Annotated in this window: 24 protein-coding genes; 15 read left to right on the forward strand and 9 right to left on the reverse strand. The window is 53.3% G+C overall.

Annotation, left to right across the window (positions count from 1 at the left end; genetic code table 11):
• Nucleotides 1–105: 105 nt before the first annotated feature.
• The 3 genes from fliD to ACHZBF_RS04280 are packed head-to-tail and all read left to right on the forward strand — an operon-like array spanning nucleotide 106 to nucleotide 2,246.
• Nucleotides 106–1,467, forward strand: coding sequence for a flagellar filament capping protein FliD (gene fliD / locus ACHZBF_RS04270; protein ID WP_029135076.1), 1,362 nt, complete (start codon nucleotides 106–108; stop codon nucleotides 1,465–1,467).
• A gap of 54 nt (nucleotides 1,468–1,521) precedes the next feature.
• Nucleotides 1,522–1,944 carry a flagellar export chaperone FliS gene (gene fliS, locus ACHZBF_RS04275; protein ID WP_029135077.1) on the forward strand — a complete coding sequence of 141 codons (423 nt, stop codon included), beginning with the start codon at nucleotides 1,522–1,524 and terminating at the stop codon, nucleotides 1,942–1,944.
• Nucleotides 1,945–1,946: 2 nt separating this feature from the next.
• Nucleotides 1,947–2,246, forward strand: a complete 300-nt coding sequence (locus ACHZBF_RS04280) for a flagellar protein FliT (RefSeq protein ID WP_029135078.1) — start codon at nucleotides 1,947–1,949, stop codon at nucleotides 2,244–2,246.
• A gap of 185 nt (nucleotides 2,247–2,431) precedes the next feature.
• Here ACHZBF_RS04280 and ACHZBF_RS04285 read toward each other — a convergent pair whose 3' ends face one another.
• A complete protein-coding gene (locus ACHZBF_RS04285; RefSeq protein WP_029135079.1) occupies nucleotides 2,432–3,241 on the reverse strand; it encodes a cytochrome C assembly family protein in 810 nt (269 codons plus the stop codon).
• 176 nt (nucleotides 3,242–3,417) lie between these two features.
• Between ACHZBF_RS04285 and ffh the strand changes: the two genes are divergently transcribed.
• From ffh to sbcB, 6 genes are all read left to right on the forward strand, one after another.
• Nucleotides 3,418–4,815, forward strand: coding sequence for a signal recognition particle protein (gene ffh / locus ACHZBF_RS04290; RefSeq protein ID WP_029135080.1), 1,398 nt, complete (start codon nucleotides 3,418–3,420; stop codon nucleotides 4,813–4,815).
• Nucleotides 4,816–5,188: 373 nt separating this feature from the next.
• The gene (gene rpsP / locus ACHZBF_RS04295; RefSeq protein ID WP_029135081.1) at nucleotides 5,189–5,440 is read left to right on the forward strand and encodes a 30S ribosomal protein S16; all 252 of its coding nucleotides are present in this window, start codon (nucleotides 5,189–5,191) and stop codon (nucleotides 5,438–5,440) included.
• A gap of 60 nt (nucleotides 5,441–5,500) precedes the next feature.
• The gene (gene rimM, locus ACHZBF_RS04300) at nucleotides 5,501–6,022 is read left to right on the forward strand and encodes a ribosome maturation factor RimM (protein ID WP_273440845.1); all 522 of its coding nucleotides are present in this window, start codon (nucleotides 5,501–5,503) and stop codon (nucleotides 6,020–6,022) included.
• Between the two features lie 7 nt (nucleotides 6,023–6,029).
• Nucleotides 6,030–6,773 carry a tRNA (guanosine(37)-N1)-methyltransferase TrmD gene (trmD, locus tag ACHZBF_RS04305; protein ID WP_029135083.1) on the forward strand — a complete coding sequence of 248 codons (744 nt, stop codon included), beginning with the start codon at nucleotides 6,030–6,032 and terminating at the stop codon, nucleotides 6,771–6,773.
• A gap of 19 nt (nucleotides 6,774–6,792) precedes the next feature.
• The gene (rplS, locus tag ACHZBF_RS04310) at nucleotides 6,793–7,137 is read left to right on the forward strand and encodes a 50S ribosomal protein L19 (protein WP_029135084.1); all 345 of its coding nucleotides are present in this window, start codon (nucleotides 6,793–6,795) and stop codon (nucleotides 7,135–7,137) included.
• A gap of 183 nt (nucleotides 7,138–7,320) precedes the next feature.
• Complete coding sequence (sbcB, locus tag ACHZBF_RS04315; RefSeq protein ID WP_037376235.1) at nucleotides 7,321–8,757, forward strand: exodeoxyribonuclease I; 1,437 nt, start codon at nucleotides 7,321–7,323, stop codon at nucleotides 8,755–8,757.
• 145 nt (nucleotides 8,758–8,902) lie between these two features.
• On the opposite strand, the gene ACHZBF_RS04320 is transcribed toward sbcB, so the two are convergent.
• Nucleotides 8,903–9,187: a hypothetical protein gene (locus tag ACHZBF_RS04320; protein WP_273440847.1), complete on the reverse strand. Its 285-nt coding sequence runs from the start codon at nucleotides 9,185–9,187 to the stop codon at nucleotides 8,903–8,905.
• 122 nt (nucleotides 9,188–9,309) lie between these two features.
• Nucleotides 9,310–9,948, reverse strand: coding sequence for an ankyrin repeat domain-containing protein (locus ACHZBF_RS04325; RefSeq protein ID WP_029135087.1), 639 nt, complete (start codon nucleotides 9,946–9,948; stop codon nucleotides 9,310–9,312).
• Between the two features lie 72 nt (nucleotides 9,949–10,020).
• Here ACHZBF_RS04325 and ACHZBF_RS04330 point away from each other — a divergent pair, with 72 nt between their 5' ends.
• Complete coding sequence (locus ACHZBF_RS04330) at nucleotides 10,021–10,413, forward strand: hypothetical protein (protein ID WP_029135088.1); 393 nt, start codon at nucleotides 10,021–10,023, stop codon at nucleotides 10,411–10,413.
• A gap of 104 nt (nucleotides 10,414–10,517) precedes the next feature.
• Here the strand turns inward: ACHZBF_RS04330 and ACHZBF_RS04335 are convergent, their stop codons facing one another.
• Complete coding sequence (locus ACHZBF_RS04335; RefSeq protein ID WP_029135089.1) at nucleotides 10,518–10,859, reverse strand: hypothetical protein; 342 nt, start codon at nucleotides 10,857–10,859, stop codon at nucleotides 10,518–10,520.
• A 279-nt stretch (nucleotides 10,860–11,138) separates the two neighbouring features.
• On the opposite strand from ACHZBF_RS04335, the gene ACHZBF_RS04340 reads away from it, so the two are divergent.
• Entirely contained in the window at nucleotides 11,139–12,719 is a 1,581-nt protein-coding gene (locus ACHZBF_RS04340) for an inorganic phosphate transporter (RefSeq protein ID WP_029135090.1), read from the forward strand.
• A 79-nt stretch (nucleotides 12,720–12,798) separates the two neighbouring features.
• On the opposite strand, the gene ACHZBF_RS04345 is transcribed toward ACHZBF_RS04340, so the two are convergent.
• The 5 genes from ACHZBF_RS04345 to ACHZBF_RS04365 form a co-directional block, all read right to left on the reverse strand.
• Nucleotides 12,799–13,227 (reverse strand): hypothetical protein, encoded by a 429-nt coding sequence (locus ACHZBF_RS04345; RefSeq protein ID WP_321527755.1) that lies wholly within the window; start codon nucleotides 13,225–13,227, stop codon nucleotides 12,799–12,801.
• Nucleotides 13,228–13,506: 279 nt separating this feature from the next.
• On the reverse strand, nucleotides 13,507–14,061 hold the full coding sequence (locus ACHZBF_RS04350) for a Tll0287-like domain-containing protein (RefSeq protein ID WP_084610312.1): 555 nt from the start codon (nucleotides 14,059–14,061) through the stop codon (nucleotides 13,507–13,509).
• A gap of 117 nt (nucleotides 14,062–14,178) precedes the next feature.
• Nucleotides 14,179–14,637: a hypothetical protein gene (locus tag ACHZBF_RS04355; RefSeq protein WP_157606895.1), complete on the reverse strand. Its 459-nt coding sequence runs from the start codon at nucleotides 14,635–14,637 to the stop codon at nucleotides 14,179–14,181.
• Nucleotides 14,638–14,650: 13 nt separating this feature from the next.
• A complete protein-coding gene (locus ACHZBF_RS04360; protein WP_051302757.1) occupies nucleotides 14,651–15,145 on the reverse strand; it encodes a thioredoxin family protein in 495 nt (164 codons plus the stop codon).
• On the reverse strand, nucleotides 15,142–15,672 hold the full coding sequence (locus ACHZBF_RS04365) for a hypothetical protein (protein WP_029135095.1): 531 nt from the start codon (nucleotides 15,670–15,672) through the stop codon (nucleotides 15,142–15,144). The genes ACHZBF_RS04360 and ACHZBF_RS04365 overlap by 4 nt, the downstream gene beginning before the upstream one ends.
• A gap of 142 nt (nucleotides 15,673–15,814) precedes the next feature.
• Here ACHZBF_RS04365 and ACHZBF_RS04370 point away from each other — a divergent pair, with 142 nt between their 5' ends.
• From ACHZBF_RS04370 to fliW, 4 genes are all read left to right on the forward strand, one after another.
• A complete protein-coding gene (locus ACHZBF_RS04370; protein ID WP_051302759.1) occupies nucleotides 15,815–16,255 on the forward strand; it encodes a hypothetical protein in 441 nt (146 codons plus the stop codon).
• A gap of 206 nt (nucleotides 16,256–16,461) precedes the next feature.
• Nucleotides 16,462–17,226, forward strand: a complete 765-nt coding sequence (locus ACHZBF_RS04375; RefSeq protein WP_029135096.1) for a DUF2189 domain-containing protein — start codon at nucleotides 16,462–16,464, stop codon at nucleotides 17,224–17,226.
• A 168-nt stretch (nucleotides 17,227–17,394) separates the two neighbouring features.
• Complete coding sequence (locus ACHZBF_RS04380) at nucleotides 17,395–19,509, forward strand: type IV pilus assembly protein FimV (protein ID WP_029135097.1); 2,115 nt, start codon at nucleotides 17,395–17,397, stop codon at nucleotides 19,507–19,509.
• An 81-nt stretch (nucleotides 19,510–19,590) separates the two neighbouring features.
• Nucleotides 19,591–20,055: a flagellar assembly protein FliW gene (fliW, locus tag ACHZBF_RS04385; protein ID WP_157606896.1), complete on the forward strand. Its 465-nt coding sequence runs from the start codon at nucleotides 19,591–19,593 to the stop codon at nucleotides 20,053–20,055.
• Nucleotides 20,056–20,058 lie beyond the last annotated feature (3 nt).

Raw genomic sequence — 20,058 nt, forward strand, 5'->3', positions numbered from 1 at the left:
GATGCCTGGCGCAGAGATAAAAAATCAGGCAATTCACTCCGTCAGTTAGCAAGGCGATTTTAACTTGGGCTGACAGAGTTCAGTAGGCATTACCAGGAGAACCAAATGGCCATCTCATCACCAGGACTGGGTTCAGGGCTTGACGTTACAGGCATCGTCTCCCAGTTGATGGCGGTTGAGCAGCAGCCTCTTACTCGGCTAAACCAGAAAGAGGCCCAGGTGCAGGCCCAGATATCAGCCTATGGCAGCCTGAAGGGTGGACTCTCGTCCCTGCAGAGTGCCATGACAAAGCTGCTGGATGCGGATACCTTTCAGGCCACCAAGGCCAGCTCATCCGATAGCGGTGTGTTAACCGTATCTTCCGATACGGATGCCGTTACCTCTTCTTACAATGTTACAGTGAACCGGCTGGCGCAGCAGCATAAGCTGGGATCCAGTGAGGTTGCATCATCAACCACTTTTGGTGGGATGGCGGGTGACGAATTGACGCTGACTGTGGGGTCGGACAGCTTTACCCTGGATCTCTCCACTGCCATGACCTTGGGTGAGATTCAGTCGGCGATCAATGTGGAGACTAACGGCACAGGGGTGACTGCTGGTCTGATCACGGGTGACAGTGGGAACCAGACCCTGGTATTGACGTCTGGCTCAACGGGTTATGACAATCGTGTTCAACTCTCCTTTGGTGGTAGTCTGGATGCCAATACTTTCAACTTCTCCATGTTGAACCGGGATGCGAGTAATCAGTTGCTGGCTGGGGAGAATGAGCTGGATGCCTCGTTGACAGTGGACGGTGTGTCCATCACCCGCGCCAGTAACAGTGTGACTGATGTGATAGAGGGCTTGACGCTGAATCTGCAGGCCACCGGGCAGTCCAATATCTCAATCAACCAGGATAGCTCGGTTGCGAAAAGTGCCGTCAGTGGCTTCGTTAATGCATACAATGAGCTGAATGATCAACTGTCAACACTGCAGAGCAGTGGCGCGAGTGGCAGTGTACTGCGTAATATTGAAAATCAGTTGCGGGGTATGCTGAATACAGGTCTTAGCGGTCTCGGCAGTTACTCCTATATCTCCCAGTTGGGTGTAACCACCAACTCAGACACGGGCAAGCTCGAGTTTGACAGCGGGAACTTTGTCTCGGCACTGGAAGATTCGCCTCAAAGTGTTACAAGTTTCTTTAGTGATGAGGATGGCGGATTTGCAGCCAGGTTTGACGGCCTGCTGGAGGGGTTCGTCAAGTCAGGTGGGACCATCGACAGTATCATTGATGGCAGTAATAGTCGAATAGAGGGCATTGAGCGCAGCCGAGAATCGCTGGAGCGCCGTCTGGAAGATATCGAGGCACGTTATCTTCGGCAGTTTGGTGCCCTGGATGGATTGATTGCGAATATGACGACGACTAGTGAATATCTGACCAGCCAGCTGGATATATTGTCCAATCTGGCTAGTGGGAATAAAAAGTAATTGCATCTTGGAATATCAGATTCAGCATAGAGTTGAATCAGTCTGGAGTACCCAATGGTAAAATCAAGAATGAAGAGTGCGCTATCACAATATAATAGTGTCAGTGTGAATTCTGGTGTTGAAGATGCGACTCCTCATCGTCTGGTACAGATGCTGATGGAGGGGGCCCTGGACAAGATTGCCGCAGCCAAAGGGCACATGGCGCGAAATGAGCCGGCGGATAAGGGGCGTTATATCAGCTGGGCCATCTCCATCGTCAGCGGCCTGCAGAGCAGTCTGGATATGGAATCCGGTGGCGAGTTGTCGCGGAATCTGGATGACCTGTATGACTACATGGTGCGCCGCCTGGGTGAGGCGGGTGCCAAGAACGACCCGAAGATTCTGGATGAGGTGTCATCACTGCTGCTGGAAGTGAAATCCGCCTGGGACGTGATTCCGTCACAACTGGATGCGGAAAATCGGCAGACGGCAATCTGATCATGCTCGGTCGACTTATCCATCTCAGTCAGGAAATGCTGTTATTCGCGGAGCAGGGTGAGTGGGAGCGGGTAACCGAGATGCAGATTGAGCGTCAGCAGATCATGGAAGACACCTTTCCGCTCGATCCCCAGGTAATAGACGTCGATGGCGCAACTGGTCAGATTCGATTGATTCTGGATCTGGATCAACAGATTACACAGTTAGCCCGGGTGCAACGGAAAGAGGTAGGACTGTTACTAAGTAAACTGAGCCACGGACGCACTGCCACCAAGGCCTACCAGGATACGTCCCGGCGCTGAGCAAACCTGATGGGCACGTGAATGTTGCTCATCTTACCCCGCGGCAGTGGTTGGCCTGTAGGAGGCCCGCCCCCGGGCCGAATTCGCGGCGAGGGCGCCGCTCCTACGGGTACTATCAGGCTACAACTGCTTAAAGATAGTCCGCAGCGGCAGTCACCATTCACCTTCGGTAGTGCGCAAAAAGATCAGGTGCTGATCACAATCTCCAGCACAAATTTGCTGCCGAAATAGGCCAGCATCAGCACCACGAACCCCGAAAGTGTCCAGCTCAGTGCTTTTTGGCCACGCCAGCCGGAACGATGGCGTCCCCAGAGTAATGTGCCGAATACCAGCCAGGCGGCAATGGAAAGAATGGTCTTGTGGACCAGATGCTGCGCGAACAGGTCCTCCAGAAAGACGAAACCGCTCAGTAGTGCCACCGTCAACAGGGTGAATCCCAATCCAATCATCTCGAACAGCAGTGCTTCCATGGTTTGCAATGGCGGCAAGGCGCGGATAAATCCCCCGGGGTGGCGATGTCGCAGATGATAGTCCTGGATGGCCAGCAGGATGGCCTGGACGCTGGCCATGGCCAGCAGGCTATAGGCCAGCAGGGAAATCAGAACATGAACGCGCAGGGCCCAGGATGAATTGGCAGCCAGGATATGCTCGGCCGGGAAGTGCATATCCAGCGCAATGCTCAAGGCGGCCAGCGGCAACAGGGTAATGCCGAGATTTTCCACCGGTTTGGTCAACGCCGACAGTATTAACAGCAGGACGATGGTCCAGGCAATAAGGGACGAGGCGCCAAAGAAACTGAAGTTCAGACCGCCTTCACTGACCACATTTTGATATAGCAGGAATGCGTGCAGGGTAACCCCCACCATTCCAATGATGATTCCAAGATGGCGGGAAAGGGTTTTTCCTGTCCGATCTGAAAAGAGTCGGACCGCAATGATAGTCCCACTGGCGAGGTAGCAGGCTATAGCGAGAAAAGCGACAATAGTATGGTTCATATTGGGCGTGATAATCGCATATCTCCCCTTGCTCTGACTAGCCCGGATGGGCAGAGTTTGAGCGTAATCGCCTATCTGGTCGCGAGGATTGCACCGCGCTGTCGGGATCAATGGCACGAAGAGAACAGTTTCCATATATAATACGGAAAATTCATGGCGAGAGGCTGAGCTAAAGCATGTTTGACAATCTGACAGACCGGCTGGGCGGCGTACTGACAAAGCTGCGCGGCCAGGGCCGACTGACCGAGGACAATATCAAGGAAACCATGCGGGAGATTCGCATGGCGCTGCTGGAGGCGGATGTCGCTCTGCCAGTGGTCCGGGATTTTGTCGAGCAGGTGAAAGAGAAGGCGCTGGGTGAGGAGGTGATGAAGAGCCTCACCCCGGGTCAGGTGCTGATCAAGATCGTCAATGATGAACTGGTCAGAATCATGGGTGAGGCCAATGAGCGGCTGAACCTGGCTGCCCAGCCACCGGCCGTGATACTGATGGCTGGCCTTCAGGGCTCCGGTAAAACAACCAGTGTCGCCAAGCTGGCACGCTGGTTGAAGCAGAGCCAGAAAAAATCGGTCATGGTGGTCAGTTGTGATATCTATCGTCCGGCTGCTATCGATCAGCTAAAAACCCTGGCCACTGAAGTGGAGGCGGAGTTCTTCCCCAGCACCACACTGCAACAACCGCTTGCCATTGCCCGGGCTGCACTGGATCAGGCGCGCAAGCAGTTCACCGATGTCCTGATTGTCGATACCGCAGGCCGTCTCCATGTGGATGCGGCACTGATGGATGAGATCAGGCAGCTGCATGCAGGGATCAAGCCTGTCGAAACCCTGTTCGTGGTTGATAGCATGACTGGTCAGGATGCCGCCAACACCGCCAAGGCCTTTGACGATGCCCTGCCGCTGACCGGCGTGATTCTGACCAAAACCGATGGTGATGCCCGAGGCGGTGCGGCGCTCTCCATTCGCCAGATTACCGGAAAGCCGATCAAATTCCTCGGTGTGGGCGAGAAAACGACAGCCCTTGAACCCTTTTACCCTGAGCGGATGGCCTCACGGATTCTGGGTATGGGTGATGTACTCTCTCTGGTGGAAGAGGTCCAGGGTAAGGTGGACCAGGCCAAGGCTGAGAAGCTGGCCAAAAAACTGCACAAGGGACAGGGCTTCGATCTGGAGGATTTCCGTGACCAGATGGAGCAGATGTCCAATATGGGGGGGTTGAACTCACTGATGGATAAGCTTCCGGGGATGGGGAATATCCCTGATCATGTGAAGAACCAGGTGAATGACAAGGAGATCGTCCGTTCGATCGCCATAATCAACTCCATGACACCGCAGGAGCGACGCTTCCCTAACCTGATCAAGGGCTCAAGAAAGCGCCGAATTGCCCTGGGCTCGGGAACCCAGGTTCAGGAAGTGAATAAGATGCTCAAGCAGTACGCCCAGATGCAGAAAATGATGAAAAAGATGAAGGGCGGGGGCATGGCCAAGATGATGCGGGGGCTGAAGTCCAAGCTGGGACCCGGTGGTGGTATGCCGCCGGGCGGGATGCCTCCCGGGGGCGGTTTCCCCTTTTGAGGGGTATTTCAGCACTCCGCAGTGCGGCAGGGCAGGCACGCTTTTTGTGCCCGCCCTGCCGAGCTGGAAGGTAATCCTTAACCACAAAGATCTTTGCGGTTAATCGCTTTTTGGGGGTTCCTCGTTCCCGCGCTCCGCGTGGGAATGCATACCCGGCGGCAATAGTGGCTGCGCCCCCCGGGAGTATCCACCCTACCTACGCGGCTAAACGCGCAAATCCCCGCTCCGTTCAGCGCAATAAGATGTTGTCCCGATTTAAGGTGACAAAACACTTCACTTTTCCCCGGAAACGGGTAGAATGCCCCGTTTCACTCCGGCCGGTTTTGGTTGGCCGGTGGTGCGTGGCAGATTTTTTTAAATTCAAGGGTTGGAAATGGTAACAATTCGTCTTGCACGGACCGGCGCGAAAAAGCGGCCGTTCTATCACATCGTAGTGGCTGATAGCAGAAATCCCCGCGATGGAAAGTACATTGAGCGACTGGGTTTCTTCAATCCTATTGCGACTGGCGGTGAGGAGCGTCTGCGTTTGGACCAGGCGCGTATCAGCCACTGGGTTTCCCAGGGTGCGCAGCCGACCGATCGTGTTGCCCAGCTGGTTAAGGAAGCGTCAAAGGCTGCAGCCTGATTGACTGGGAGCCCTGCGGGTGTGGCCAGTAGCTGAACAGACCTGTTGCCGGATCTCCTGATGGGCGTTCCGGCGGGAGAGCGACAGGTTGAATGGGCCATTCTGGGGCGCGTTTCCGGTCTGTTCGGTGTGCGTGGGTGGATGAAGGTTTATTCACACACCTCGCCGAAAGAAAACATTCTCAGTCATCCTTCCTGGTATCTGTTTCGGGATGGGCAGTGGCAAGAGTATAAGCTGAAGCAGGGCAAAACCCATGGAAAGGGGATTGTTGCTGCACTGGAAGGCGTGATCGATCGGGATCAGGCGGCCGCTCTGAATGGTGCGGAGATCGCTATCCCGCGTGATCGGCTACCGGAAATACCGGCCGATGAGTATTACTGGTGTGACCTGGAGGGAAAAAGGGTCGTTAACCTGCAAGGGATTGAGCTGGGACGGGTAGATTATCTGTTCGAGACCGGTGCAAATGATGTCATGGTGGTGAAGGGCGTGAGCCAGCACCTGTTGCCGTTCATTGCACAGGTAATTAAAGAGGTCGATCTGGACGGTGACTTGATCACCGTGGATTGGGACCCGGATTTTTGAGGTGACCATGCGCTTCGACGTGGTGACCCTGTTCCCTGAAATGTTCAGGGCCATGATTGGCGAAGGTGTGACCGGGCGCGCGGTGGATCGTGGGCAGGTCAGCCTGGGATTATGGAATCCGCGGGATTATACCCATGATGTGCATCGTACCGTGGATGACAGGCCCTACGGGGGCGGTCCCGGTATGGTAATGAAAATTGAGCCGTTGCGTGATGCGATCACCCGGGCCAAACAGGCTGCGCCGGATTCGGCGGTAGTTTATCTCTCTCCGCAGGGGAGACGGTTTGACCAGGCAGCAGCTGTTCGAATGGCCAGGCAGGACGGAGTGATCCTGGTTGCCGGACGCTATGAAGGGATTGATGAGCGGCTGATCAGTCGCTATGTGGATGAAGAGTGGTCCATTGGTGACTACGTGCTTAGCGGTGGTGAACTGCCTGCACTGGTGCTGATGGATGCGGTTATACGACTCATCCCCGGGGTGCTTGGCGACAAGGATTCAGCAGAGCAGGACTCCTTCGTCGATGGGTTGCTGGATTGTCCGCACTACACGCGACCGGAAGTGTTCGAGGGAGACCGGGTGCCCTCGGTTCTGCTGGGCGGCAATCATGAGTTGATTCGACGTTGGCGATTGCAACAGTCATTGGGCAGAACCTGGCAAAGACGACCAGACCTCCTGGAGGGACGTGTTCTCAGCCAGGAAGAAGAGAATTTACTAAACGAGTTTATCCAGGCGCATACGAGCGCTGATTGAAATACAGGAGCATACGACCGTGAGCAATATCATCCAGGAACTTGAAGCCGAGCAGATGAACCGTGAGGTTCCCGATTTTGGCGCCGGCGACACCGTAGTTGTCCAGGTGAAGGTTGTCGAAGGCACCCGCGAGCGTCTTCAGGCCTTCGAGGGTGTGGTCATCGCCAAGAAAAACCGCGGTTTGAACTCCTCTTTCACCGTGCGCAAACTCTCCCATGGCGAGGGGGTCGAGCGTGTTTTCCAGACCTACAGCCCATCTGTGGCCGAGATTGAAGTCAAGCGTCGCGGTGATGTGCGTCGTGCAAAACTGTACTACCTGCGTGGTCGTACCGGTAAGGCCGCGCGTATCAGAGAGAAGATCTAGTCCCTACGGTTCTTTTGCCCTGTAGTGAAAACACCCCGCTTCGGCGGGGTGTTTTTTTGATCGCGGCTAAGGCAGTCAAGGAGCTGCTTGCCTTCAACAGAATATGCTTGAGGTTGCCTCCCTGTGCGAAAGCCTCCAAGATACCGCTGAAGAATCACTGACGGAGAGCAGGTGGGGCGCACGATGTCGTTGACCTTTTATTGGCATGATTACGAGACATGGGGTGCAGATCCGCGCAAGGATCGGGCCGCTCAATTCGCCGGCATCCGTACGGACGAGGCGCTGAATATCATCGGTAGACCTCTGGTCAGTTATTGCAAACCGGCCGATGACCTGTTGCCGCAACCGGAAGCCTGCCTCGTTACCGGCCTGACCCCGCAGAGGGCGTTGGAAGAGGGGGTAGTAGAGGCGGAGTTCTTCCGCCTGATCCATCACGAAATGGCCCAGCCCGGCACTTGTGGCGTAGGTTACAACAGTGTCCGCTTTGACGATGAGTTTACCCGCTTCGGCTTCTTTCGAAACTTTTTCGATCCCTATGCCCGTGAGTGGCAGCATGGCAATTCCCGCTGGGATATTATCGATATGGTGCGGCTTACCCATGCCCTGCGGCCGGAAGGTATTGTCTGGCCAAAGCGGGAGGATGGCTCGACCAGCTTCCGCCTGGAAGAGTTGTCGGTCGCCAACGGCATTGCTCATGAGGCGGCCCATGACGCATTGTCCGATGTGCATGCCACGATCGCGATGGCCAGATTGATTCGTGACCAGCAGCCCCGGCTGTTCGATTATCTGCTGAACATGCGAAACAAGCGCAAGGTGGCGGAGTTGCTCAATCTTCGCGCTCGACAGCCGGTGTTACATGTCTCCTCCATGTATCCCGCAGAGAAAGGCTGTATCGCTATGGTGGTTCCATTGGCTCGTCACCCGACCAATCCCAATGGCGTTATTGTCTATGATCTTGGATGTGATCCGGCCGCGTTGATCGACCTGTCAGTGGAACAGATTCAATCCCGCCTTTTTACTCCAAGAGATCAACTGCCTGACGGTGTGGAGCGGATTCCGCTGAAAACTGTTCACCTAAACAAGTGCCCGGTTGTGGTTCCAATGAATACCCTGACTGAGCAGGCGGCCGAGCGTTGGGGAATCAATCAGGCGCAGGGCTTGCGCAACCTCAATCGCCTGAAGAGCGTGCCGGGTCTTGGGGAGAAGATACAAGCGGTCCACAGTGGCCGTGAATTTGAACCGATTACAGATCCAGACCAGAGTCTCTATACCGGCAATTTTTTCAGCGCGGATGATCGAAAGCGAATGGACCAGGTATTGACCGCCACTCCGGAATCATTAGCCGGGATGAGCCTGGCATTTGATGATGCCCGCCTGCCGGAGATGTTGTTTCGCTATCGGGCGCGCAACTGGCCGGAGACGCTTAGCAAACCTGAGCGCGAACGCTGGCAGGAGTATCGCATGGACCGACTAACGGCTCCGGAAGGTGGCGGAAGCATAACGCTGACGGCATTTCGCCAGCAACTTGCCAGACTCATGGTCGATCCGGCAATCGACCGCGGCCGCAAGCAGGTATTGTCCGAATTGGCGGATTGGCCGGCGAGGATTGGGCTGGAGTGAATGAGTAGCATGTTGGGTACGCAATCCGCGCACCCACAGGAGCCAGGGTACCCAGGGTAGGTCGGATTAGCGCAGCGTAATCAGACGAATCGACCGGTCCGCACGTGCGTCGAGTTACGCCTTCGGCTAATGCGGGCCCGGTGTCTCAATCCTTGGTCCAGTTGCTCAGGGCCTCAATGATTGCCTCGGCCTGGGCCTTGCTGGAGATGTTGAATTTCGATTTTGGGATATATTCGCCATTGCGTTTCTGGTAGCGGCGTATGCTGTATTTATCCGGGCTGTATTCATCTTTTGAACGATTCCATTCCTGATAACGGAACATTACCGTTGACCATGCACCCTTGGAGAGGACTACCTTGTCCAGCTCCTTGACGACGTCGATACCATCTTCTGAATAGTTAATCGTAAGTTCTTCAACGGTCGATGCCATGTCGGTGAATCCTGTGTTCAGGGCCTGGTCGGCCCGTGTTTGATAACTGAAAATATAGAGGCGGAACTTAACAGATGTAAAGCGCTACGTCACGACCGGAAAAGCGGTTTTTGTTTCATCTGTTACTGTGCTCCATTGCGTTCCAGCATGCGGATTATGTTCTCATCTCCACGTTGTCTGGCTATGGTCAGTGGACGCTGGCCGGCGTTGTCCGCCAGGTTGACGTCGGCGCCGTTCTCGATCAGGTGCTTTACCAGCACCCGGTTGCCAGTGCTGACTGCCAGCGCCAATGGTGTTTGTCCCTGTTCGTTCTGGTGATTGATCTGCGCTCCCCATTTGATCAGCAGGGGGATGACATCCCGGTCCTGTTCGCCCGCCTTGACCATCAGGTCGAGTAATCCGTCCGGATCCTGTGTGGCTCCCTGCTTGATCAGGTAGTCGGCAATCTGGGTTCGTCCGGACAGGATAGCTCTCCCCAGCGGGCTGATCCCCTGTTTGTCCAGAATATTGATGTCCGCCCCTTTTTCCGTGAGCAGTTTCACCACGATGTAGCTGCCCTGACGCGCGGCCACATGGATTGGTGCCTCGCCGTCGATATTGAACTTGTTGATATCACTGCCCCAGAGGATGTGGCGCTCGATCTGATTGATGTCGCCACGTTCCACTGCAAGGTTGAGCGGGATGCTTGGTTTATCCGGCTCCCCGCAAGCAGTCAATAAAAGAAGTAATGCAGTCAATACCAAGAGGTTCAATCTGTTCATGTCGGTTTGGTTGTCTGGTCCTTTTGTTCAGATAATAGCGCCATTACCGGGCTCATGATAAGGTACGCGCCCATGTTCCTGAAACTTCTATTGACCGCATTGGTGATTGCCGGGGCACTGCTGACCCTGCGGATGCGTAGTCAACGTAATATGCGGCAGTATACGTCATCGGCTCCTGTGCTCAATGCTTCGTTGAATCAGCAGCGGCAGAGTCGGCGGCGCGTCGCTCAGTTCCTTGCGGGAGGGGCGGTGTTTCTGATGCTCACGGGAGCAGGCCTCTATCTCTACCACCAATGGAGCGATGCCTATCAAGTGGTTACGGTCCGGGTGATAGATACCCGCAGTGCGCAAGCGACCTCATACCAAGCCTATAAAGGCGATATCGATGGGCGTACATTCATTACCACCGATGGCAGAACCGTAACCTTGGCCGAGGTGGAACGGCTGGAAATTGGTCCCGAATAGCGGCTTGGTTGCGCGCTTGCGGCTTCAACTGTGATGCCAATAGAGTCTGGCCGGATGGGAGAGCCTGATTGTGCGATCGTTATCCCGATACCACGTCGTATCAATCAGGCTGCGGATGATTCCAGTAACAATGTCAGACCGCCCTTTTCCAGTTGTCCATGGCTTTTCATGGCCTGCGACCCTGCGGTTTCAATCTGCTCTCTTATCCTTATAACCAGTTCCCTGGCTTCCGCTGCGCTGTTGATGGCGCCGCTATTTTTCGTGGGAGGGATTTCCTGATTGGCCAGTCGACTGGTGTTGCTGAGTTCTACCGTATCATCTGTCGGGCGTGTGATTGTGGTGTTTGGGGTGCCGTTCCGTTCACCTGAAGGTCGCTTACTGGTCGCAGTACCGTTTCTATCGCTGTTCGGCGGCAATAATTTGTCGTTTGAAATAGGGCTGACCATAATAATTCTCCAGGTTCAGTCAAATAATTGACGTTAAGCGTCGATTTAATATATCTGGGTTCTAGTTAAGCAAAACCTGGACCAGATTTCCATTCAATCCATTGAAGCCAGCATACATAAGAGACTGCGCTGAAACATTGCGCCGCTGTTTTATCTGCTTTCCATGGGGCTTTTGAATGACAAAAATGTTACAGTGCGCACTCAAATTCCGGGGGCATGTTCGGCGTTCCATTAACGATCTTCATGCCGAGGTCTAAACCGAATCCATACTGAGTTTTTATGGAACTTCAGAACATAAGTGAGCTTGAAAAAGCGACCAGTAAAGGCCGGCAGGAGCTGTTTCGAATTGGCATAGCCCTGCTCTTTATAGTGGGTATCATGCTATTCACCGGCATGCGTGGCGGAATGGATACTCCGGGGCATGTGATGTTGATGGTCGCCGCAGTTATCGGCGGCTATATGGCCATGAATATCGGTGCCAATGATGTGGCCAACAATGTTGGGCCCGCGGTTGGTTCAAAGGCGCTCACTCTCGGCGGGGCGATTATTATCGCTGCTGTTTTTGAGGCGTCGGGTGCCTTGATCGCTGGTGGCGATGTGGTCAGCACTATCAAGAAGGGGATTATTGATCCTTCAGCAATCCACGGGACAGATGCCTTCATCTGGCTGATGATGGCGGCACTGCTTGCCGGTGCTCTCTGGCTGAATGTGGCTACCGCCCTGGGTGCGCCAGTGTCAACCACCCATTCCATTGTGGGCGGAGTGCTCGGTGCCGGCATCGCGGCTGGCGGTGTAGGCATTGCCAATTGGGACAAAATGGGGGCCATCGCGGCTAGCTGGGTCATTTCTCCGGTTATGGGAGGGATTATCGCCGCCGCTTTTCTGTTGCTTATAAAGCGTACTATCACTTATCAGGTGGATATGATCGCGGCGGCCAAGCGCATGGTGCCGTTGCTGGTGGGACTCATGACCTGGGCCTTTACCACCTATATCGTCCTGAAAGGCTTCAAGAAAATATGGAAAACCGAGTTTGGTTCCGCGGTTTTTATCGGCCTGATCATGGGTCTGGTGGTTTTTGTCCTGGTTCGACCGCTCCTCTCCCGGGTGGCCAATAATCTACCCAACGAAAAGCAGAGTATTAACAAGCTGTTTACCTTGCCGCTGATTTTTGCTGCGGCCTTGCTGAGTTTCGCCCACGGGGCCAATGATGTGGCCAATGCCGTTGGGCCGCTGGCGGCGATTAATGATGCAATCGTCCATGGCGGTATTGCACAGAAGGCTGCCATACCACTCTGGGTGATGATGGTGGGGGCTCTGGGTATTGCTGTGGGACTGGCACTTTATGGTCCGAAGCTTATCAAGACGGTGGGCAGTGAGATCACTGAGCTGGATAAAATGCGCGCCTTCTGCATCGCTATGGCGGCCGCGGTGACGGTGATTTTTGCTACCCAACTGGGTTTGCCGGTCAGCTCCACCCATATCGCCGTTGGTGGTATTTTCGGTGTGGGATTCCTGCGTGAATTCATCAAGACCAGCTATGCCAAGATGGTTGAAGAGATAAAGATACATCACCAGGATGATGACCCCGATGCGATCGAGGCTTATCTGATGGAATTCAAGAAAGCCTCCCTGACAAAAAAAGGCGAAATGCTGAGGGAGTTAAAAAAGCAGGCCAAAACCGAACACGACGCCCCGTTGACAAAGAAAGAGCGTAAAGGTCTGCGTAAGGTCTATCGACACGAACTGGTGAAGCGATCCGCCTTGTTGAAAATCGTGGCTGCCTGGGTTATTACCGTCCCGGTCTCTGGACTGATGGCGGCGCTGCTCTACTTTATGATTCGAGGGATGATGCTGCCTTAATCCGAACGGCATCTGACTTGTTCACAAGGAAGGCCGAGCACTCTGTGTATCGGCCTTTAGTATTTATGGTGTATTCGGTTCAGTTGCTGTCTTCAGCGATCGACAATTGACTGATGTCTGGTAGTACCGCGGGTTCCTTTATGATCTGGCAATCTTCCAGGGTACCGGTATTGGCTGGTGCGAGCTCAAGATTGCTGGTGTCAATTGATCTGGCCTGTGGTGGAGGTGTTTCATCCAGCAGGGCGCCTGGACTGGCCAGTGACAATTTGCTGATGTCGGGTAATGGCGCGGGTCGTATTGCCGGCGCGCAATCAATCAGGCTACCCGCTCTGGGGGGTAGCAGGGTCATAATTTCCTTACGCTGATTCTGCGGCGCGGCGGATGGGGCCGTTTTCGCTGGATCGGCAACAGGGTCTGCTGACTGGATGTCTACCAGGGCGCCGGCATTTCTGAAGGCAACCCGGTATTTGATCGCGGTCTCCTGATCCACGCTACCTTTAACCTTCACCGAATTCCCCGAGAAGAGGTGCTCAAGCTGTTCACTTCCGGTATTGAAGATTCTGGCAAGGTTTTGTTTTACTTCCGCGAGATCTGCTCCATCCACGGTCTTACCAGAAAAAAAGATATCATAGTATTGAGCGGGCATATTGCTGAATTCCTTCGGTCTGTTATAGGCACACCTGTCTGAAGGAAAGTATAACCCCAAGTGGTGTAAAAACAGGTAGGGCGGGGCGGAACAAAAAAACAGGGGCCTTAGGCCCCTGGTCAGTCTGGATATGTGTGGTTGTTAGAGTGGTTTTGTAAGGGTGAAGGCGCCACGAATATCGCCTTCATTAAAGCCGCGTGCATTGTCGCTGGGATAGAGTTCATGCAGTTTTGCTTCAACATCGGGTGCGATGGTAGCGGCATGGCAGTTGAGGCAGGCCTTTTCAGTGGGAATGGCCTTCATATAGCGAAAATTCTTTTTTCCATCCACTTCAACAACTTCTGAGTATTCGAGCATGGCCGGTGCGGTCCCGGTTGATTTCTTGGCTTCAAACTCCTGCAAAACTTTCAGTTCCCAGGAATCGGGGGCGTTGTCTTCCGAGCGGATCTTAAGGCTTGTTCTGCCTACTTCCCAGCCTGAAGCGGCGGCGATGTCGGCGGCGATACCGGGTGCCCTCAGATTGCAGAATTCGATGGCCTTAACCGGGCCCCCCTCTTTCATGGCGCTGACCAGCTGTCCCTTAAGTGTCGATCCGAACTGCTTTACCAGACCAAGGGCCTCAGCTTCCAGTTCACTGGCCATAGCAACGCTGGATACAGTGGTGGCAAGTAGTGCGGCGATCAATTTTTTATACATGGTTGTCTCTCCCTAGCGGTTATCAAGGCTTTCTGGCGCCCTGTTGATGTTGAGCACTTGCAGGTGCTTCTCGGTTTTCCGGGCAGTTTGGCTGTCAGGCCTGCACTGACCAGATGGTTAGTACTGATGTTTCTCGATCACTTCGTAACCGATACTCTCTTTCCAGCCCCAGGAGTAGGTGCGAAGATTGAGCAGCGCGTTGCTCTCTGCACCGGCTGGAGACTGGTTACTGAAACCACACCCGTAGCTGGTGCGTTCTCTGCCGGTATAAGTACGATATTGAGTTTTGATAATGATCATCCAGCCATGCGGGTTATTACTGTTTGATTGGGGAAATACATACTCGTAACCTTTAATGCGAAGTGCCTGTTTTGCCTTTTCGATAGCATGGGCAACAGAGGGTTCCCCCGTTGCCCATTCAATGGCCAGGGAGTCCCCCAGTTTTTTTGCGACGACGCAGGCTGCACCTCCCGTTGTCAGTGGTCCTACGGTTGTGGCGGCCTGTCCATTGGCTGTGAGGATCACACATGGTAGAAATACCAGAAGGGTGTGTAAGGTTTTCAGTTTTGAAGGCATCACTGTGCGCATGTCAGAGTTTAGTCTGATGACCGATTGCCTTGATTGCTTCCTGAACAGACTGATCAACATAGTAGTAGTACATGTCTGGTGTCTGTATTCCGACCATTTGTTCGGATAGCTCTTTTCCCTCTGCATCGAGAAACAGCAGGGTAGGTGTCACCGAAACCTTATAATCGTATGCAAAACTGTGGTTGTCTCTTTGGGTGCCCTTAAAATCAATGACGGTTGAGACGCCGTCAAGTATCAACTCACGAATTAAAAGAGTATCGGTGTAGTTGCCGCTCCGCAACATTGGGCTGATCACTTCGCGCTTGATCTGTACGCAAAAGCTGCAGTGCTCTTGTGATACCAACAGCAGTATGGCCTTGTTCTCTGTTTTGGCTGTTTTCCCATCTGCATGCAGGTCCGTCGCGGTTGTTATGGCAGCAAATGAGGTGTGTTCCGCATCATCTGCGAATAGCGTTGTGGTAAGCAACAGAAGCAGGGTGGCTAACAGATACTTCATAATAGTGTTAACTTTCTCTTTAATTCAGTCATTGCCCGATACTCGTCAAGTCGAATCCCCGCCTCTTTAAAATTAAGTGCATCAGGGTATCCGCTGGCTTGGCGCGCTTTGGAATCTGCGTCAGTGACCCATTCTTCAGCCCACAGCTTGAGCGCACTTCGCATATCTGGAGCCAGATTCTCCAGCACCTGGTCCAGCAGGTGATCAAATCCATTGCGTGAAACAGACTGATGGACCCTGGCGAGTTCAGTTCGATCCCTGTTTTTCAATGCCGGCCGAAGCCTGTCTGCGTACTCATTAAGCAGTTCGGTGCGTGTCTGCTCCGCATAATCCTGAATGATACCGATAATGCGGTTGAATATACCGGTATATTTATCAGTTGATGAGTGCCGGATTATAAAACCTTCCAGCGCAATCAGGGCGGAGTGTTTACGGCTGGCATTGGAACTGCCTCGGCAGAGCTCGGTACAGAACTGATCTATCTGTTGTGCCGAGATCTGCAGGGTCATCTGTTTATCGGTGGACATGGATTGCCAGGTAATTAAATTCTTTCGCGCCTAAAAGCATTAGATCAAAATAAACTAAATTTCTGATGATTGGCAAGAGAATTTAACCTGCCGCTCTATATTGACTCTGTCCCGGTTATCTATGGTGTCAGGATCAGTGCTTTTGGCAGGTGTGGCCGAGGTCGCCCCGTCGGGTGACTCCCCAGAGGGAGGTCAACACCCACTGAAACAGGACCTTAATTTGGGCCCAGGTGGGAGTTCATTTAAAGAATACAATTGGTCAGTCAGTATTGATTGGGGTACCCTGCAACGGACATCAGGCTTTGTTGGCAGAGGTAATCAGGTGACGCAAACCAGAAGGGCGCAGAAAGTTTCATTTTATATTGCAATAATCTCTTATATTGCCGCTATCGGCTGTATCCTTGCCTCGGTGTACTATTCTGGTGAACTTGGTAGTGATCATCCGGTGGTTGCCAGTTTTGGTGCGGCGGTGGTCTTTTTTGTGGGGGTCGGCATCGTTTTACATGTCATTGGACGAGTCGATATCCCAGATCTCAAGATTAAATCCGGCCCCGGCAATGCGGATAAATCGGATTTAAAATAATCAGTCTTCCCAGGTCAGTGCCTGTCGATTGAGACTCTTCGGCTGCATGCCGGCCATTCACGCCTGTCGGATCAAACCAGAGTGCGGCCATCGTTTCCCCCGTGCCGGCTTGCTTGGTATTTACGAATTTTCACGTAATCTGGATAACTTGGCGAGGCGTCTAGAATTATACTAAGCAAAAAGGCAAAGCAGTTGGATGTGGATATATGAGTGTCAATATCACGCGGGAAAAGATGATGTTCGCAATTACCTGGGAATGGCTTAGTCGGGGCTGGCGGGATTTCAGGCAAGCGGCGTTTCTCAATATGATCTATGCCGCGTTATTCCTGGTGATTGGCCTGGCAATGGGCGGGATGCTTCTGCATCACGGTTTCAGTGTTGTCTATTTTATCATTGCCGGTGGATTTCTCATTGTCGTACCGGGACTGGTTGCAGTCTATTATTACCTGGCCGACAGGATCCACAGCGGTAGCAGGCCGGGGTTTGCCGATATTGCTGAAGGGTTCAGGCAATGTCCGGTATCTATCATGGTGATCGGTTTGGTCTCATTGGTGATCTATCTGATCTGGATTACCGATGCGTTGATAATCTACAGCGTCTATTTTGACTTCGTGCCGACATCGTTGTCAGCCTACAAGGCTGATCCGGTTTTGCGCACCGATGTCCTGGCATTCCTGTTATTCGTCAGTATTCTTGGATTTGTACTCAGCTTCATCACCTTCTGCATTACGGTGTTTTCTATTCCCTATGCTTTGCAGAAACAGTGCGGACTGGTGGATGCGGTTTCGTTTAGTGTCAGGACAGTGTCAGGCCACACCAGGCTGATGTTCTTCTGGGCTATTGTATTGGGGGGGCTGACTTTTTTTACCGTATTGTTTGCCTTGCCACTGCTGCTTGTGGTGCTTCCTGTGCTCGCCTATGCCAATTATGCTACCTACAGCGATATGCTTCGGCTAATGGAGTCAGAGTGACTGTGGGCTTGGCATCTGCCACATAATCGATTTATGTCCGGATTTGAGTGACGTAGTTAACTTATTGTTTTATATTGCGCCACATATATCATTTCCTGGTTATTTTCCGGGGTGGGGATATTGTTGGGTAACCAGAGAAACGGATTTGACTGAAATCCGATTAAAATAATGATCAGAAACTCACTTTTATTACTTCTGCTGCTGATTTCATCAGCCTCGGCCTTCGCGTTGGGGCTGGGTGGTATTAAGGTCGAATCGGCCCTCAATGAACCATTGGATGCCAAGGTGAGGCTGATATCGGTCGAACAGATGGCAATCGATGACATCAGGGTAAAACTGGCTGGCCCTGAAGGTTTTCGGCGCGCGGGAATTGAAAGGCCTTTTTTGCTATCCAAGCTGCGGTTCAGAGCGGTTTTTCCGGAAAATGGCGATCCCTACATACAGGTGAGCACACGCGAGGCCATCCGTGAGCCATTTCTGGATTTTCTTCTGGAGGTGAGCTGGCCGCAAGGCAATCTTGTTCGTGAATTCACTATCCTGCTCGATCCACCCACTTACCAGCCGCCGAGGTCAGAGGCAGTTGCGCTGTCGTCGGAGCGAAATTCAGCCGCGCCAGCTAGTTCGTCTTCTGCTACATCGACCTATGGGCCGGTCCAGCGGACCGAGACACTCTGGGTGATCGCCGGAAAGGTACAGCCCGATGCCGACGTTTCCCGCAATCGGACCATGGTTGCCTTGCTGAAGTCGAACCCCGATGCATTTCATAGAGGAAACATCAACCTGTTGAAAAAGGGGGCTTTGCTGACTATTCCCACTCCCGGGGAGATTGCGGCGATCACTGAGACAGAGGCGCGCGCAACAGTAAAGCAGCAGATGGATGAGTGGCGTAAGGGGCGCAGGGTATCCACTGCGCCACCGCCAACCGATAACGTCGTGGAGCCTCGGCCCGCGCTTGATCAGCAGAGTACGGCGCCCGATACCCCCGTGGCTGAATCCACTGGCCGACAGGCGGGCGGCGAACTGGCACAGGAACCAATAGCGAGCGTGGCACCGGGTGAGGAACTCACTGCCGAGGAACGTCAGCGGCTAAGAGTGGTTGAGCCGGACCGTAACTGGCAGTTGGCGGAGAAGAGTGAAGCAGATTATCCGGCGCAGGAAAGTGACAAGTTACGCGAGGCCATTAAGGATTCCGAACAGGAGCTGGTTGCCGTACAGGAGATAAACAGGGACATCGTGGAACTGAGGGCGGCGCTGGAGTCGAAGGTGGAAGCGCTGAAGAAAGCGCTGGAAGAGAAAGACGCCCAGCTCGAAAATCTGCGCCAGCAAATTGCCCAGGTCGGGTCGAAGGATGCCGTGCCGGGACAGGGGGTGGCTACAGACGCTGCTACGGTGATGTCGTCGGCACCGCCGCCGACCGGTAATGTTTCAGTCAGTGCTCCCGTTACAGACATTTCGCCCATGGAAGCTGTCTGGAAAGATGAGTACTGGATGATACTGATGGGCGCGGTGATCGTTGTTCTCTCAACGTTACTCCTGCTGAATATGCGGGGAAGGCGACGGGAGACAGCGTTCGAGGCGCCAGCACTTTTTGAAATGTCCGGTGAAACAACCGCGCCCGATAGGAATGAATCGGTGCCTCCGGTTGAGGTGGTTCATGAACCGGCCGATGTCCCGATGACTCCGGTAAAGGCGCCCCGGAATCAGACTCACGATGAGGTCAGTCTGCTTCCCGAAAAGAGCAATGATATTGCTTCAATTTTGATGGAAGCGGATATCTATCTGGCCTATCGTCGCTACAGCCAGGCCGAGTCCCTGGTTGAAGAGGCAATGGAACAGAATCCCGACAGTTTTGAGCTTCAAGCAAAACTACTCGAGATCTATGCGTTCAGGCGGGACAAGAAGGCATTCGCCAGTTATCTCGATCAGGTCTATCCAGCGCTGATGAATCAGTCCCCGGAGTTGTGGGAAAAAGTGATCGATATGGGTCAGCACCTTGTACCTGAACATCCTGCCTGGCAGCGGCATGAATCAATCGACATGATCCTGCCAGCAGCTCCCGGGAAAGATACCGCGGGGTCGGCAGGGCAGGGAGCGCCAACTCAGCAGAGCCCGCTGGATATTGATATTGATCTTGACGATCTGGAAATTTCGGGTGAATACAGCGATGCGGTGACGTTTGGCGATCTGATTCAGGATAGTGACGAGTCAGAGGATGATGATATACCTTCCATAGACATGGATTTTGATTTTGAAAACCCGGAAGACCCACAGAAGGATAAGTAGGTAGGCTTGATGGCCGGTGTCTCTGTTTTCCAGATAGGCCGGTATATCGCTTAGTATTGTTGACAGGTAACAGCGGATGTCTTGGTCAGCATTTTTGGAGCTGGCATGAAGATAGAGAGTACCTCGCTTGGAACACAATTCGATGATCCTGAAGCCCGCATAGTCTTTCCCTTGGGCATTCCCGGTTTTGAAAAGGATCGTACGTTTCAACTTTTTCAACAGCATGCTGATGATGTGGTTGGATATCTGCAGTCGGTTGACGACCCGGATCTTACGTTCTCGGTTTTTGCCCCGGAAAGCCTGAACATTTTCTATGAATTCATCTTGAGCGACGAGGAACAGGCGCTGCTGAAACTGGAGCGGGCCGAGGATGTGGTACTGTTATTAGTGGCCTATCGGCAGACCGCGGAACAAGATGCAGAGGCGCAGGGTTCTCGGGTAAATGCCAACTTTATGGCGCCTCTGGTGATAAATTCTGAGAGCCGGCTGGGGTTACAAAAGCCGTTGTACAGGGCTGAACGCCGAATAACCATCAAGGCCAATTAGCCT

The sequence above is a fragment of the Sedimenticola selenatireducens genome, from assembly GCF_963675335.2.
Lineage (GTDB): Bacteria > Pseudomonadota > Gammaproteobacteria > Chromatiales > Chromatiaceae > Sedimenticola > Sedimenticola selenatireducens.

Coding starts and splice junctions, on each gene's coding strand:
- ACHZBF_RS04320 (WP_273440847.1), bottom strand. CDS start 9,187: ATGGCATCGACCGTTGAAGAACTTACGATTAACTATTCAGAAGATGGT.
- ACHZBF_RS04360 (WP_051302757.1), bottom strand. CDS start 15,145: ATGAAGTATCTGTTAGCCACCCTGCTTCTGTTGCTTACCACAACGCTA.
- ACHZBF_RS04355 (WP_157606895.1), bottom strand. CDS start 14,637: ATGCCTTCAAAACTGAAAACCTTACACACCCTTCTGGTATTTCTACCA.
- ACHZBF_RS04325 (WP_029135087.1), bottom strand. CDS start 9,948: ATGAACAGATTGAACCTCTTGGTATTGACTGCATTACTTCTTTTATTG.
- ACHZBF_RS04285 (WP_029135079.1), bottom strand. CDS start 3,241: ATGAACCATACTATTGTCGCTTTTCTCGCTATAGCCTGCTACCTCGCC.
- ACHZBF_RS04380 (WP_029135097.1), top strand. CDS start 17,395: ATGATCAGAAACTCACTTTTATTACTTCTGCTGCTGATTTCATCAGCC.
- ACHZBF_RS04280 (WP_029135078.1), top strand. CDS start 1,947: ATGCTCGGTCGACTTATCCATCTCAGTCAGGAAATGCTGTTATTCGCG.
- ACHZBF_RS04375 (WP_029135096.1), top strand. CDS start 16,462: ATGAGTGTCAATATCACGCGGGAAAAGATGATGTTCGCAATTACCTGG.
- ACHZBF_RS04350 (WP_084610312.1), bottom strand. CDS start 14,061: ATGTATAAAAAATTGATCGCCGCACTACTTGCCACCACTGTATCCAGC.
- ACHZBF_RS04340 (WP_029135090.1), top strand. CDS start 11,139: ATGGAACTTCAGAACATAAGTGAGCTTGAAAAAGCGACCAGTAAAGGC.
- rimM (WP_273440845.1), top strand. CDS start 5,501: ATGGGCGTTCCGGCGGGAGAGCGACAGGTTGAATGGGCCATTCTGGGG.
- trmD (WP_029135083.1), top strand. CDS start 6,030: ATGCGCTTCGACGTGGTGACCCTGTTCCCTGAAATGTTCAGGGCCATG.
- ffh (WP_029135080.1), top strand. CDS start 3,418: ATGTTTGACAATCTGACAGACCGGCTGGGCGGCGTACTGACAAAGCTG.
- ACHZBF_RS04335 (WP_029135089.1), bottom strand. CDS start 10,859: ATGGTCAGCCCTATTTCAAACGACAAATTATTGCCGCCGAACAGCGAT.
- rpsP (WP_029135081.1), top strand. CDS start 5,189: ATGGTAACAATTCGTCTTGCACGGACCGGCGCGAAAAAGCGGCCGTTC.
- fliS (WP_029135077.1), top strand. CDS start 1,522: ATGGTAAAATCAAGAATGAAGAGTGCGCTATCACAATATAATAGTGTC.
- ACHZBF_RS04330 (WP_029135088.1), top strand. CDS start 10,021: ATGTTCCTGAAACTTCTATTGACCGCATTGGTGATTGCCGGGGCACTG.
- ACHZBF_RS04365 (WP_029135095.1), bottom strand. CDS start 15,672: ATGTCCACCGATAAACAGATGACCCTGCAGATCTCGGCACAACAGATA.
- fliD (WP_029135076.1), top strand. CDS start 106: ATGGCCATCTCATCACCAGGACTGGGTTCAGGGCTTGACGTTACAGGC.
- sbcB (WP_037376235.1), top strand. CDS start 7,321: ATGTCGTTGACCTTTTATTGGCATGATTACGAGACATGGGGTGCAGAT.